We start from the raw sequence: 13,992 nt of genomic DNA on the forward strand, positions 1-13,992 counted from the left end.
GAGCGTCAGCCCCTCGCATAACGGGACCGCACATGTTGCCTTCGACGTTGCTTACCGCCTCGGCCTCTGCGAGTTTCTGTCTTTCGCGGCTCAATAGCCCACCCCACAGCATCGTTGTGTACGCTTCGCTGCCGCCGTCGCCGACGACACCGCAACACTCACTACCGGGCGCCCGCTACGGCTTACCCGGACCGGACTTCCACCGGTTGGACCGCGCCAGCTTGCCTGGCGCACAAGCAATCCAGAATCCTCCGGGGGCAGACGCTGGATTGCTTCGCTTCGCTCGCAATGACGAAGTTGAGAGCTCGGATGAAGCTCGGCCTTCGCAGACGATAACTACCGATGCCCGAAAATCGCACTGCCCACGCGCACATGCGTGGCGCCGAGCATGATCGCGGTGGCGAAATCGGCGCTCATGCCCATCGACAGATTCTTCAAACCGTTGCGGGCGGCGATCTTGGCGGTGAGCGCAAAATGCGCCGCCGGCGGCTCGTCGACCGGCGGGATGCACATCAGGCCGGAGACGGTCAGCCCATAGGTATCGCGGCAGCTCGCCAGGAAGGCATCGGCCTCGCCGGGCGCAATGCCGGCCTTTTGCGGCTCCTCGCCGGTGTTGATCTGGACGAAGAGCTCGGGATGCTTTTTCTGGGATTCGATTTCCTTGGCTAACGCTTGGCAAATGCTCGGGCGGTCAACCGAATGGATGGCGTCGAACAGCGCAACCGCCTCTTTCGCCTTGTTGGATTGCAGCGGTCCGATCAGATGCAGTGCGATATCGGGATAAGCAGATATTAACGCCGGCCACTTGCCCTTGGCCTCCTGCACGCGATTCTCGCCGAATACGCGCTGTCCGGCGGCAATAACCGGCGTAATTGCATCCGCGGCGAAAGTCTTGGACACCGCAATCAGCGTGACCGAGGCGCGATCGCGCCGCGCTTCCGTGCAGGCGCGCGCGATCTCCGCTTCGACTGCGGCGAGCCCGTTTGGTGAACGGCCGGTTAGCGGCGCGGCGTTGGATTCGGTCATGATGTCGGTCGGCACTGATTGTTGCGGAAGTAGTTCCAATTTTACCAAGTTCAAGAAAGGGTTTTTGAACCCTTCGCTTTACCTTGCCGCGTGGGGTGGGCAGAAGATGGCAAGCGTCAGTTTCAACCGCAAACGAGCGAAACTCAAGCAGGTTCTCGGAATCCGGGCACGGCTTGCGTTGCTCGCGGTGATTCTGGTGGCGCCTTTGATGCTCGAGCGCATCCGTTCGCTCGAAGGCACGCGGGCGAGGCAGATTGCGCAGGCCGCGACCGAATTCACCACCATCGCAAGGCACAGCGCCGACGCGCAGCGTGAAGTGATCTCGTCGGTCGAGACCATCCTGAAATCGGAAGCCTTTATCCGCGCCTCCGTCGGCGGCATCAGCAAGAGCTGCGATGTGCTGCGCGCGAGCCTGCCGTCGAGCCTTCCCTGGATCCGCACGCTTCTCATCGCCGGCCAGGACGGGCGCATCCAGTGCGCCACCAACAACATGTATGTCGGCCTTGACCTGAGCGACCGGCCTTACTTCCAGCAGGCGCAGGAGACCGGCCGCTTCGTTCTCAGCGACTTTATCCTGTCGCGGCCCGTGCCGGCACCGACCGTCATGGCGGTCTATCCGGTGTCCGCGTTCAGCGGTGTAGCTGATGCCGTCGTGCTGGCAACGGTCAATCTCGACTGGATGTCGAAGGTCATGAACAATCTGGGCGGTCGCGCCGGCATCACCGCGGTTCTGGTCGACAGCGCCGGCACCGTGCTGGCCGCGCCCGCCGACCAGCACAGCGCGGTCGGCCGGCCCCTCGACAACATGCCGCTGATGTCGGCGATCGCCGACAAGGCGTTGCGTTCGGACCAGGACGAGGGCTCGCTGTCTTTCCTTGCCGCCGATGGATCCCGGCGCGCGGTCAGCTACATCCGTATTGCCGGCACCAATGCTCGCCTGATCGCCAGCATCGATGAAGACAAGGTGTCCGCGGCGGTCAGCCGCGACATTCGTACCGCCTATCTTCAGCTCGCCTTCGTGGTCCTGTTCGTCCTGCTCGGCGCGCTGATCGCCGCAGAGAAACTCGTGATCAAGCCGATCGAGATGCTCGCCGACATGGCCAAGCGGCTCGGCGAGGGTGATCTGTCGGCCCGCGCTGCGCGCAATCGCCTGCCGTCCGAATTCGTGCCGCTGGCGCGCGCATTCAATGCGATGGCCGCGCAACTGAGCCAGCGCGAGCGCGAGCTGGTCGCGAGCAACGACCGGCTGACAGTGATGGCCTCGATCGACATGCTGTCGGGACTCGCCAACCGCCGCGGCTTCCAGAGCCGGCTCGACTTCGAATGGATGCGCGCACAGCAATATGGCAGCGAGCTCGCGTTGTTGATGATCGACGTCGACCATTTCAAGCTGTTCAACGACACCTATGGCCATCTCGAAGGCGATTCCTGCCTGACCAGGCTCGGCGAATCGCTGTCCGGCATCGCCGCCGATACGATGGGTTTTGCGGCGCGCTATGGCGGCGAAGAATTCTGCCTGTTGCTGCCGAATACCGACGTGGTCCGCGCCGTCGAAATCGGCGAACAGGTGCGCGCGGCCGTGCACAGGCTCTGCCTGCCGCACATCACATCGAACCACATGATCGTCACCGTCTCGATCGGCGTCGCTGCAACGCGGCCCAACGAGACCCTGCGCCCCGGCGACCTGATCGAAGCCGCCGATGCCGCGCTTTACGTCGCCAAGCATCGCGGCCGCAACAGCGTCGCCGAGCACGGCATCGTGCCGATCGAAGGCGGCACCGCCGATATGATGATGGCGGGCTAATATCGCCCGGGTGCGGTCACACTGGAACGCTTGTCTCGCCATCAGCCGCGCGCGGCTCGCGGGGCATCCGAAAGCCAGACCGGCCGCGGATATTCAACCCGTTGACCCCACGGCCGCTTTTGTGGCCTAGTCCGCCCTCCTTAAAGCGGCCCGAAACTCACGAAAACCCAACGATTCCATGACCTCCGAACGCTATAACGCCCGCGATTCCGAACCGCGCTGGCAAGCCGCCTGGGACCAGCAGGCGATTTTCGTCTCGAAGAACGACGATTCGCGGCCGAAATACTACGTGCTCGAGATGTTCCCCTACCCCTCCGGGCGCATCCATATCGGCCATGTCCGCAATTACACGCTCGGCGACGTGCTGGCCCGCTTCATGCGCGCCAAAGGGTTCAACGTGCTGCACCCGATGGGCTGGGACGCCTTCGGCCTGCCGGCCGAAAACGCCGCCATCGAGCGCAAGGTCGCGCCGAAAGCCTGGACCTATGACAACATCGCCGCGATGAAGAAACAGCTCCGCTCGATCGGGCTGTCGCTGGACTGGAGCCGCGAGATCGCGACCTGCGATCCCTCCTACTACAAGCACCAACAGAAGATGTTTCTGGACTTCCTGCGCGCAGGGCTGGCCGAGCGCGAGAAGCGCAAGGTGAACTGGGACCCTGTCGACATGACCGTGCTCGCCAACGAGCAGGTGATCGACGGTCGCGGCTGGCGTTCGGGAGCCGTGGTCGAACAGCGCGAAATGAACCAGTGGGTCTTCAAGATCACGAAGTACTCGCAGGAACTGCTGGACGCGCTCGACGGGCTGGACCGCTGGCCCGACAAGGTCCGGCTGATGCAGCGCAACTGGATCGGCCGTTCCGAAGGCCTGTTGGTCCGCTTCGCGCTGGATCAGGCGACGACGCCGGCCGGCGAGAGCGAGCTGAAGATATTCACGACGCGCCCGGACACGCTGTTCGGCGCAAAATTCATGGCGATCTCGGCGAACCATCCGCTGGCGACGGCGGCCGCCGCGAAGGACCCGAAGCTCGCGGAATTCATCGCCGAGATCAAGAAGATCGGCACCGCGCAGGAAATCATCGACACCGCGGAGAAGCAGGGTTTCGACACCGGCATCCGCGCGGTCCACCCGTTCGATGCCAGCTGGAAGCTGCCGGTCTATGTCGCCAACTTCGTGCTGATGGAATACGGCACCGGCGCGATCTTCGGCTGCCCCGCGCATGACCAGCGCGACCTCGAGTTCGTCAACAAGTACGCCCTCGGCAATACGCCGGTGGTGTGCCCCGAAGGCCAGGATCCGAAATCGTTCGTCATCACCGACACCGCGTATGACGGCGACGGCCGCATGATCAATTCGCGCTTCCTCGACGGCATGACCATCGACGAGGCCAAGAACGAAGTTGCGAAACGCCTGGAAAGCGAGCTGCGTGGCAACGTGCCGGTCGCTGAGCGGCAGGTCAATTTCCGCCTGCGCGACTGGGGCATTTCACGCCAGCGCTATTGGGGCTGCCCGATTCCCGTCATCCATTGCCCGAGATGCGATGTCGTGCCGGTGCCGGATGCCGATTTGCCGGTCGAGCTGCCGGATGACGCGACCTTCGACAAGCCCGGCAACGCGCTCGACCATCATCCGACCTGGAAGCACGTCACCTGCCCGCAATGCGGCGGCAAGGCCGTCCGCGAAACCGACACCATGGACACGTTCGTGGATTCGTCCTGGTACTTTGCGCGCTTCACCGATCCCTGGAACGAAAATTCGCCGACGACGCCTGCGGTCGCCAACCGGATGATGCCGGTCGACCAGTATATCGGTGGCGTCGAGCACGCGATCCTGCATCTGCTCTACAGCCGCTTCTTCGTGCGCGCGATGAAGGCGACCGGCCACATCGCGATGGACGAGCCGTTCGCCGGAATGTTCACGCAGGGCATGGTGGTGCACGAGACCTACCAGAAGGCCGACGGCAGCTATGTCCAGCCGGCCGAGGTGAAGATCGAAGTCGGCGGTAATGGCAGGCGCGCTGTTCTGATGACGACCGGCGAAGACATCCAGATCGGCGCGATCGAGAAGATGTCGAAGTCGAAGAAGAACACGGTCGACCCCGACGACATCATCGAGACCTACGGCGCCGACGTCGCGCGCTGGTTCATGTTGTCGGACTCTCCGCCCGACCGCGACGTGATCTGGAGCGACGAACGCGTCCAGGGCGCCTCGCGCTTCGTGCAGCGGCTGTGGCGGCTGGTGAACGAGGCCGCGGAACTGGGCAAGGACGCGCCAGCGGCGCGGCCGGCTTCGTTCGGGGCCGATGCGACCGCCCTGCGCAAGACCGCCCATGGCGCGCTGGATAAGGTCACGACCGGCATCGAGCGGCTGCACTTCAACGTCTGCCTCGCCCATATCCGCGAATTCGCCAACGCCTTTTCGGAAGTGTTGCAGCGTCCCGGCCAACCAGCCCCCGACTTGGCCTGGGCGATCCGGGAGGCCGGACAGATCCTGGTTCAGCTGTTCTCCCCGATGATGCCGCATCTGGCCGAGGAGTGCTGGCAGGTCTTGTTTACGAATAGGCTGGGCCGGACCGGGCTGGTTTCCGAGGCGTCCTGGCCGCAAATCGAACGCGATTTGCTGGTTGAAGACAGCGTGACGCTTGTAGTCCAGGTCAACGGCAAGAAGCGGGGTGAGCTCACAGTTGCAACAGCGGCCCAAAATCCGGAAATCGAGGCTGCCGTTTTGACGCTCGATGCGGTAAAGCTGGCCCTGGACGGCAAGCCCGTCCGCAAGGTGATCATCGTCCCCAAGAGGATCGTGAATGTTGTCGGCTAGGATCCGCATCGCAGCCCGCTTGCTGGCGGTCGCCGCTCTGGCGGCGCTGACGGCCGGCTGCTTCCAACCGATGTATGCCGAGCGGACCGACGGCACCCCTGGCCTCCGCGAGAAGCTGATGGGGATCGAAATTCCCCCGGTCGACAAACCGAACGCCTCCCGAGAGGCCCGCGTCGGGGTCGAGGTCCGTAACGCCCTTGCGTTCAAGCTTTATGGCACTGCCACGGGTATGCCGCCGACCCACCGCCTGGTGCTCCGCTTCAGCGCCGGCCGCTCGTCCCTGATCGTCGATCCCAGCACGGCGCTGCCGACAACCGAAACATACAGCCTCGATGCTCAGTACAACCTGATTGAGCTCGCGACCAACAAGTCGGTGATGACCGGCAGCACGTTCTCGCGCGTGTCCTACGACATGCCCGGCTCCTACCAGCGTTTCTCCCGTAATCGGGGGCTGCGCGACGCGGAAGACCGTGCCGCCAACGAGATCGCCGAGAACATCAACACCCGGCTAGCCGCGTTCTTCACCGCAGGCACGTAAACCACTCCTGTCATTCGGGGCACCTGAGACGAACCCGAAACGACGACTTGAGGCGGCATGGTCGCGCTACGTGGAAAAGAGATCGACGCCTTTCTGGCCCGTCCTGATGCGGGTCGCCCGATCATCCTGCTCTATGGTCCTGATGCCGGCCTCGTGCGCGAGCGCGCCGACGCATTGATCGCATCCGCCGTCGACGATCCCAACGACCCCTTCTCGCTGGTGAAGCTCGACGGCGACGAGCTGTCCGCCGAGCCGTCGCGCCTGGTGGATGAGGCCATGACGGTGCCGCTGTTCGGCGGCCGCCGCGCCATCCGCGTGCGCGCCGGCTCGCGCAGCTTTGCCAGCGGCGTCGACACGCTCGCCGAGATGTCGATGAAGGATTGCCGCATCGTGATCGAGGCCGGCGAGCTGCGCCCGGAATCGCCGCTGCGCAAAGCCTGCGAGCGCGCCAAGACCGCTGTAGCGATCGCTTGCTATCCCGACACCGAGCGCGACCTCGCCAAGCTGATGGAGGACGAGCTCCGCATCGCCAGCTTGCGCATCGCGCAGGACGCCCGCGCCGCGCTGATGTCGTTCCTCGGCGGCGACCGGCAGGCCTCGCGCAACGAGCTGCGCAAGCTCACGCTATACGCCCACGGCAAGGGCGAGATCACGCTGGACGACGTGATGGCCGTGGTGGCCGACGCGTCCGAGCTGAAGCTCGATCCGATCGTCGACGGCGCCTTCGCTGGCCGGCCCGACATCGTCGAGACCGAATTCGCCAAAGCCATGATCGCCGGCACCTATCCCGGCGTGATCATCTCGGCCGCACAGCGCCAGGCCGCATGGCTGCACAAGTCCGCGCTCGCCATCGCCGACGGCACGCCGGCCTCCGCCGTGCTCGACGGCGGATTTCCGCGGCTGCACTTTTCCCGAAAGCCGGCGGTCGAAACGGCGCTGCGCAATTTCAGCGCGACACGGCTTGCCGGCATCATCGAGCAGCTCGCCACCGCCGCGCTCGACACCCGCAAGCAATCCACGCTCGCCGCCGCCATCGCCCAGCGCACGCTGATGGCGATCGCCGCGAACGCGAAGCGGCGCGGCTGAGCCTCCGCTCTTCCACGGCTCATGGCGAGCGCAACTCTCTCACAATCGTCATTGCGAGGAGCCCTTGCGACGAAACAATCCAGAATCCCTCCGCGGAGAGATTCTGGATTGCTTCGCTGCGCTCGCAATGACGAGGAAGGCTAGAGCGCGCCCTTCGTCAGCCGCCGCATCACCTCGTCGAGCTGCTCGAGGTTGCGGTAGTTGATCTGAACTGAGCCGCCGGGATCGCGGTGGCTGACGGTGACCTTGAGGCCGAGCGCGTCGCTGACGCGCTTCTCGAGATCGACCGTGTCGGGGTCCTTCTCCTTGGCGCCTGCGCGCGCCTTCTGCGGCTTGCGCTCCGGCACGCCCTCTTCGTGCGCCAGCGCCTCGGCCTGACGGACGTTGAGGCCCTCCTCGACGATGCGCTTGGCGGCCGCAAGCGGATCGGGCACGCCGACCAGCGCGCGGGCGTGACCAGCGGTCAATTGACCGTCCGCGATGAATACTTGCACCTCGGCCGGCAGCTTGGTCAGCCGCATCATGTTGGCGACATGACTGCGGCTCTTGCCGACGACTTTTGCAATGTCATCCTGGCTGCGTTTGAACTCGCCCGCGAGCGCGTGATAGCCGAGCGCCTCTTCCATCGGATTGAGGTCTTCGCGCTGCACGTTCTCGACGATCGCGAACTCCAGCGCGTCGCTGTCGCTGATGTCGACCGGCACGATCGGCACTTCATGCAAACCGGCCATTTGCGAAGCGCGCCAGCGGCGTTCGCCGGCGATGATCTCGTAGCGGTCCTGCGCGCCCTTCACCGGACGCACCACGATCGGCTGGATCACGCCGTGCTGCTTGATGGAGTCCGAGAGCTCCTTGAGCTCGACGTCGGAAAAGGCGCGGCGCGGATTGCGCGGATTGGGCTTGATGAACTCGATCGGCACCTTGCGCTGCGCGCGCGGACGATCGACATGCTGTGCCTCACCGCCGACATCGCCGATCAGGCTCGCAAGACCCCGGCCCAGTCGCGAACGCGCTTCGTCGGCCATCGCCAGCTCCCTTGGATTCACGGTGCAACACTCCAGAACTGAATTTCGAATCGTAGAATCGTAGGGTGGGTTAGCGCAGCGTAACCCACCCTGGCTTGCTCGAGGTGGAAGAGCTGGTGGGTTACGCTGCGCTAACCCACCCTTACGGACGGTGCTCTCAATGTGTCGTACGCAGCTCGCGCTCGCGCTGGATCACTTCGGTGGCTAGGCGCAGATAAGCTTCGCTGCCGACGCATTTGAGATCGTAGACCAGCACCGGCTTGCCGTAGGACGGCGCTTCCGAGATGCGCACGTTGCGCGGGATCATGGTCTTGTAGACCTTCTCGCCCATGAACTGCCGGACGTCGGCGACGACCTGGTTCGAGAGGTTGTTGCGCGAGTCGAACATGGTCAGCACGATGCCGTGGATCGACAGATTCGGATTGAGCGTCGAGCGCACCTGCTCGACGGTCTGCAACAGTTGCGACAGACCTTCGAGCGCGAAGAACTCGCATTGCAGCGGCACCAGGATGGCGTCCGACGCCGCCATCGCATTCACCGTGAGCAGATTGAGCGAGGGCGGACAGTCGATCAGCACATAGGTGTAGTCGGCATCCGGCGACACGTTGTTGTTGAGCGCAGCGATCGCATCGCGCAGCTTGAAGGCGCGGCCAGGCGTGGTGCCGAGCTCGAGCTCGAGGCCGGAGAGATCCATGGTCGAGGGCGCGATGTGCAGCCGCGGCACCGCGGTCGCGACCACCGCCTCGCGCAAATTGGCTTCACCGATCAGCACGTCATAGGTCGAGCAGGAGCGGTTGCGGCGATCGATGCCGAGGCCGGTCGAGGCGTTGCCCTGCGGGTCGAGATCGACGATCAGGACGCGTTCGCCGATCGCCGCGAGCGCCGTGCCGAGATTGATCGCTGTGGTTGTTTTCCCGACGCCGCCCTTCTGGTTCGCCAACGCGAGGATGCGCGGATGGCCCTGCGGGACGATTTCGGTCTGCTCTTGCTGCGGTTCGTCAATCACGGTCATCGCCAATCCCCACTCAGCCCCTGAAGGCTTCACCCGCGCCGTTCGACGGCAGTCAGCTCCACGATCCAGCCATCGCCCGTGCGGCTTTGATGGAGCTGAGGCTGAATATTCCAATATTTAGCGGCATCGGTCAATTCAGCCTCTACATCTTGACCCTTGAGAAACAATGCTTTTGCACCCTGGCGCATCAGCGGCTCCGCAAAGCCGATGAGTTGATGTAGCGGAGCAAGTGCCCGCGCGGTGACGCAATCCACCGGGCCGGTGATTCTATCCACATTATCCCCGATCTCCGCGAGATGTACGACCCCCGGAGATGCGGTGACGCGGATCGCTTCGCGGAGGAAAGCCGCCTTCTTGGCGATGCGCTCGACCAGATGGACGCTGGCTCCCGCTGTCCCGGTCATCGCACAGGCCAGCACGACACCAGGAAAGCCGCCGCCGCTGCCAAGGTCGGCCCAGCGCTTGGCCGATGGCGCCAGATCCACAAGCTGAAGCGAATCGGCGATGTGCCGGGTCCAGAGCTGCGGCAGCGTCGAGGGCGCGACCAGATTGGTCTTGGCCTGCCACTCCCGGAGCAGCGCGATGTAGCGATCGAGCCGCGCTTCCGTTTCACGTGAAATAGGCGCGAGCTTGAGTGCAGCGGCCTTGTCGACAGCGATCACGGCGTCCAGCGACTTATCGGTCGCGCTGGCTTTGTCGATCTTCGGATTGATCGGGACCGATCCGGGTCGATGTCCCGCGCCCTCGCCCGCCTTAGGTTCTGGCGATGAAGGTCTGCCGCCTGCCGGCCCGCGCTGTTTCACGTGAAACGCCTATGCGATTGCTTTGGAAGTCTTCCGTGCTTCGCGGCGGAGATAGGCCGCGAGGATGCCGAGCGCCGCCGGCGTCATGCCATCGATCCGGCTGGCCTGGCCAACGGTGAACGGCCGCGCCTTCTCCAGCTTGGCGCGAACCTCATTGGAGAGGCCGGGCACCAGCTGGTAGTCGACATCGGACAGCCCCAGCCCCTCGTCGCGTCTGAAGGATTCGACATCGGCGCTTTGGCGCTCGAGATAGACGTCGTATTTGGCGTCGATCTCGAGATGGGTGGCAATCACGGCATCGGTAGCCGCCAGCTCCGGCCAGATCGCACGGACCTGGCTCCAGCCGATGTCGGGATAGGCCATCAATTCGAAGGCCGACCGGCGCTGGCCATCCCTGTTCAGCGACAGCCCATGCTTGATCGCCTCGTTCGGGGTGATGGTCAGCGACTTCGAAAGCGCCCGCGCCGCATTCAGGGCATCCATCTTGGCGCGGTGACGCTGGGTCCGGGCGCTCCTGACGCACCCCAAGGCAATGCCTTTCTCGGTCAGGCGCTGGTCGGCATTGTCGGCACGCAAAGTCAGCCGGTATTCGGCCCGCGAGGTGAACATCCGATAGGGTTCGCTGATGCCGCGGGTGACGAGGTCGTCGATCATCACGCCGAGATAGCCGTCGGCCCGGTCGAACACCGTCAGCGCGGCCCCGCTGGCGGCCAGTGCCGCGTTCAGCCCGGCCACGATGCCTTGGCCGGCGGCCTCCTCATATCCGGTGGTGCCATTGATCTGTCCGGCCAGGAACAGGCCCCGCAGACGCTTGGTCTGCAGGGTCGGATCGAGTTCGCGCGGGTCGATGTGGTCGTATTCGATGGCGTAGCCCGGCCGGACCATCCTGACCCGCTCCAGGCCGGGAATGCTGGCGAGGATTGCCAGCTGGACCTCCTCCGGCAGCGAGGTCGAGATGCCGTTGGGATAGACCGTCGTATCGTCGAGCCCCTCCGGCTCCAGGAAGATCTGATGGCCATCGCGATCGCCGAAGCGGACGATCTTGTCCTCGATCGAGGGGCAGTAGCGCGGCCCGGAGCTCTTGATCTGGCCGGAATACATCGGTGAGCGATGGACATTGGCCCGGATCACCTCGTGGGTCGCCGACGTGGTCCGCGTGATCCCGCACTCGATCTGCGGCGTGGTGATCCGCTCGGTCAGGACCGAGAACGGCTCCGGAGGATTGTCTCCCGGCTGCATTTCGACGGCGGACCAGTCGATTGTGGTCCCGTCCAGGCGCGGCGGCGTCCCGGTCTTCAGACGGCCCAAGGTAAAGCCGGCACGCTCGAAGGAGGCCGATAGGCCCATCGCCGGCGCCTCGTCGACCCGGCCAGCCGGCCAATTCTTCTCGCCGAGATGGATCAGACCGCGGAGAAAGGTGCCGGTGGTGACGACAATCGCCCCTGCCCCGAGCTCCCGACCGTCGGCCAGGCGCAGTCCGGTCACCCGGCCATCGACCACGATCAGTTCGTCGGCTTCGCCTTCGATGACCGAGAGACCTACGGTCTCGCGAATGGCAGCTTGCATCGCGGCGGCGTAGAGCTTCCGATCGGCCTGGGCGCGCGGTCCGCGAACTGCAGGACCCTTGCGGCGGTTAAGAACGCGGAACTGGATGCCGCCGGCATCCGCAACCCGGCCCATCAGACCGTCGAGCGCATCGACCTCGCGAACCAGATGGCCCTTGCCGAGACCGCCAATGGCGGGATTGCAGGACATGGCGCCGACGGTCGCGAACCGATGCGTCACCAAAGCCGTCGTCGCGCCCATCCGGGCAGAGGCAGCCGCAGCCTCACAGCCGGCGTGGCCGCCGCCGATCACGATGACGTCGAAGTTCGCTCGCTCTGTACGCATGGCGGACTTCTAGCTCAGAGTGGAAAAAGCCGGAAGTAGAAACTCGGTCGTCGAATGTTTCACGTGAAACAGGACGCTCAAAAAAACGCCCGATGCAATTTTCGCAAAACAACCCTGCACCGTAGCCGTAGCCAGCGCCTGAAATCATTATGTTTCACGTGAAACTAGTTGGAACCACTTTAGTCCGTTTCACGTGAAACAACCAAGCAATGGAACAAGCGCTAGTCCTACAATGAAGAACTAGCGCTACTTTCCGATGCAGAACTTCTGAAAAATGGCGCCAAGGACGTCCTCGACGTCCACCCGGCCCAACAATCGGCCCAGAGCATAAGCGGCGGCGCGGAGCTCTTCGGCGGCCAGCTCCTCGCCCTCTTCTACAAGCTCCAGACTCCGGCGCAAGCTGTCCAATGCCTGGCGCAACAGATCCCGCTGACGGACGCGGGTGACCAATGCACCCTCGCTGGTCCCGAAGAAGTCGGCGGCAAATCCGACCAGCGCCTGGATCAGGTCGGGCAACCCGTCGCCGCGCCGGGCCGAAATCGGGAAGGTTCGGTCCGCCGCAGCCGCGACAGTCGGGACCCCGCCCTCCAGATCGATCTTGTTGCGGATCGCCCAGACCGGCACGGACGCCGGCAGCCGCTCATTCGCCCCCGAATCGGGACCCAACAGCCAAAGCACGAGGTCCGCGTCCGCGGCGCGGGCTTCGGCTCGCCGTACACCCTCCTGCTCCACCGGATCATCCGTTTCGCGAATGCCGGCGGTGTCGATCACCGTGACCGGGTAGCCGTCGAGATCAAGCTGGACCTCGATCACGTCGCGCGTCGTCCCGGCATGCGGAGAGACGATCGCGACCTCGCGGCGCGCGAGCTGGTTGATCAGGGTCGATTTTCCGACATTCGGCGGACCGGCAATCGCGACGACGAGGCCGTCTCGCAGGCGTTCAGCCTGGCCCTGTGCCGCAAGGACTTCTGCGATTTCGGCCTGCAACGCCTTGATTGCCTGCATCGCCGGCGCCATCAGCTCGGCCGGTACATCACCCTCGTCCGAGAAATCGATGCCAGCCTCGATCAGCGCGGACGCCTCGATGATCCGCTCACGCCAGTCCCGCGCACGATTGCCGAGCAAGCCCTGTAACTGGCGCAGCGCCTGACGGCGCTGGCGGTCGGTGTCGGCATGGATAAGATCGTCGAGGCCCTCGGCCTCAGTGAGATCGAGCTTGCCATTCTCGAAGGCGCGCCGGGTGAATTCGCCCGGCTCGGCCGCACGCATATTCGGAATGTCAGAAATGGCGGCGAGGAGCGCCGAGAGCACCGCGCGGCCGCCATGGACGTGAAATTCGGCAACGTCCTCGCCCGTCGCGCTCGCCGGGCCCGGAAACCAGAGCACGACAGAATCGTCGATCGGTTGCCCGGACGCGTCACGGAGCAGACGCCGGCTCGCCCGCCTCGCCGCTGGCAGCGTCCCCGCCAGCGTTGCCAGCGCCTGTCCGGCCTGCGATCCGGAGACGCGCACCACGGCGATCGCGCTCGGCGGCCGACCGGACGACAACGCGAAGATGGTCTGATCTCCCGGATGCATGGCCTATTTGTCCGGCTGGCCGCGAAAAGGCAAATATCCGTTTTTGAGCGTTATGCAGCCCGATTGCTGCACCGGGACCTGCAGCCAAACGGCCTTTATTGCACTGCAACATAGCTGAGAAATTTGCTGCAAAAACCTCTGCCGCAGCCTCCGATCCTCAGCTCAAATACAATAATTACGAAATAATATCAAAGACTTAAATGGCCTCGAAACCAACCCTTGAGCCGCCAGTCATGTTGCACTTTCGCTGCAGCAACGCTGCAAACGGGATTAGGGGGAGTCTCGCGACTCTCCCCTCCCACACCACCGTACATACGGGTCCGTATACGGCGGTTCACCGGATTGAGCGCGAACGGCTTGTTTTGCGTCCGCGCCAGAGGTTCAGATGGTGGACTCCGTCACGTCGGCTTCG

General features: G+C 64.2%; 10 protein-coding genes. 4 read left to right on the forward strand and 6 right to left on the reverse strand.

Translation table 11 applies throughout. From position 1 onward, the window contains the following. Positions 1 to 336 precede the first annotated feature (336 nt). Positions 337 to 1,026, reverse strand: coding sequence for a YggS family pyridoxal phosphate-dependent enzyme (locus IVA82_RS24270; protein ID WP_247385874.1), 690 nt, complete (start codon positions 1,024 to 1,026; stop codon positions 337 to 339). Positions 1,027 to 1,132: 106 nt separating this feature from the next. Between IVA82_RS24270 and IVA82_RS24275 the strand changes: the two genes are divergently transcribed. The 4 genes from IVA82_RS24275 to holA all read left to right on the forward strand — a co-directional run bounded on the left by IVA82_RS24275 (position 1,133) and on the right by holA (position 7,272). Further along, complete coding sequence (locus IVA82_RS24275) at positions 1,133 to 2,830, forward strand: diguanylate cyclase (protein WP_247385872.1); 1,698 nt, start codon at positions 1,133 to 1,135, stop codon at positions 2,828 to 2,830. A gap of 178 nt (positions 2,831 to 3,008) precedes the next feature. Then, positions 3,009 to 5,648: a leucine--tRNA ligase gene (gene leuS / locus IVA82_RS24280; protein ID WP_247385861.1), complete on the forward strand. Its 2,640-nt coding sequence runs from the start codon at positions 3,009 to 3,011 to the stop codon at positions 5,646 to 5,648. After that, positions 5,635 to 6,186, forward strand: a complete 552-nt coding sequence (gene lptE / locus IVA82_RS24285) for an LPS assembly lipoprotein LptE (protein ID WP_247385860.1) — start codon at positions 5,635 to 5,637, stop codon at positions 6,184 to 6,186. Before leuS ends, lptE begins: the two co-directional genes overlap by 14 nt. A gap of 57 nt (positions 6,187 to 6,243) precedes the next feature. Next, entirely contained in the window at positions 6,244 to 7,272 is a 1,029-nt protein-coding gene (gene holA / locus IVA82_RS24290; RefSeq protein ID WP_247385858.1) for a DNA polymerase III subunit delta, read from the forward strand. A gap of 140 nt (positions 7,273 to 7,412) precedes the next feature. Here holA and IVA82_RS24295 read toward each other — a convergent pair whose 3' ends face one another. The 5 genes from IVA82_RS24295 to mnmE all read right to left on the reverse strand — a co-directional run bounded on the left by IVA82_RS24295 (position 7,413) and on the right by mnmE (position 13,580). After that, complete coding sequence (locus tag IVA82_RS24295; protein ID WP_247385850.1) at positions 7,413 to 8,297, reverse strand: ParB/RepB/Spo0J family partition protein; 885 nt, start codon at positions 8,295 to 8,297, stop codon at positions 7,413 to 7,415. 157 nt (positions 8,298 to 8,454) lie between these two features. Continuing rightward, complete coding sequence (locus tag IVA82_RS24300) at positions 8,455 to 9,309, reverse strand: ParA family protein (protein WP_247385849.1); 855 nt, start codon at positions 9,307 to 9,309, stop codon at positions 8,455 to 8,457. Positions 9,310 to 9,338: 29 nt separating this feature from the next. Then, entirely contained in the window at positions 9,339 to 9,980 is a 642-nt protein-coding gene (gene rsmG, locus IVA82_RS24305) for a 16S rRNA (guanine(527)-N(7))-methyltransferase RsmG (protein ID WP_247385875.1), read from the reverse strand. Positions 9,981 to 10,121: 141 nt separating this feature from the next. Then, positions 10,122 to 12,002: a tRNA uridine-5-carboxymethylaminomethyl(34) synthesis enzyme MnmG gene (mnmG, locus tag IVA82_RS24310; RefSeq protein ID WP_247385847.1), complete on the reverse strand. Its 1,881-nt coding sequence runs from the start codon at positions 12,000 to 12,002 to the stop codon at positions 10,122 to 10,124. A gap of 246 nt (positions 12,003 to 12,248) precedes the next feature. After that, entirely contained in the window at positions 12,249 to 13,580 is a 1,332-nt protein-coding gene (gene mnmE / locus IVA82_RS24315) for a tRNA uridine-5-carboxymethylaminomethyl(34) synthesis GTPase MnmE (protein ID WP_247385846.1), read from the reverse strand. Between the last annotated feature and the right edge of the window lie 412 nt (positions 13,581 to 13,992).

It is taken from the genome of Bradyrhizobium sp. 142 (assembly GCF_023074015.1).
Taxonomy (GTDB): Bacteria; Pseudomonadota; Alphaproteobacteria; order Rhizobiales; family Xanthobacteraceae; genus Bradyrhizobium.

What these genes read in the sequence shown, in the direction of transcription:
- IVA82_RS24295 (WP_247385850.1), bottom strand. Translation starts at nt 8,297, where the DNA reads ATGGCCGACGAAGCGCGTTCGCGACTGGGCCGGGGTCTTGCGAGCCTG.
- mnmG (WP_247385847.1), bottom strand. Translation starts at nt 12,002, where the DNA reads ATGCGTACAGAGCGAGCGAACTTCGACGTCATCGTGATCGGCGGCGGC.
- mnmE (WP_247385846.1), bottom strand. Translation starts at nt 13,580, where the DNA reads ATGCATCCGGGAGATCAGACCATCTTCGCGTTGTCGTCCGGTCGGCCG.
- leuS (WP_247385861.1), top strand. Translation starts at nt 3,009, where the DNA reads ATGACCTCCGAACGCTATAACGCCCGCGATTCCGAACCGCGCTGGCAA.
- lptE (WP_247385860.1), top strand. Translation starts at nt 5,635, where the DNA reads ATGTTGTCGGCTAGGATCCGCATCGCAGCCCGCTTGCTGGCGGTCGCC.
- IVA82_RS24300 (WP_247385849.1), bottom strand. Translation starts at nt 9,309, where the DNA reads ATGACCGTGATTGACGAACCGCAGCAAGAGCAGACCGAAATCGTCCCG.
- IVA82_RS24275 (WP_247385872.1), top strand. Translation starts at nt 1,133, where the DNA reads ATGGCAAGCGTCAGTTTCAACCGCAAACGAGCGAAACTCAAGCAGGTT.
- IVA82_RS24270 (WP_247385874.1), bottom strand. Translation starts at nt 1,026, where the DNA reads ATGACCGAATCCAACGCCGCGCCGCTAACCGGCCGTTCACCAAACGGG.
- holA (WP_247385858.1), top strand. Translation starts at nt 6,244, where the DNA reads ATGGTCGCGCTACGTGGAAAAGAGATCGACGCCTTTCTGGCCCGTCCT.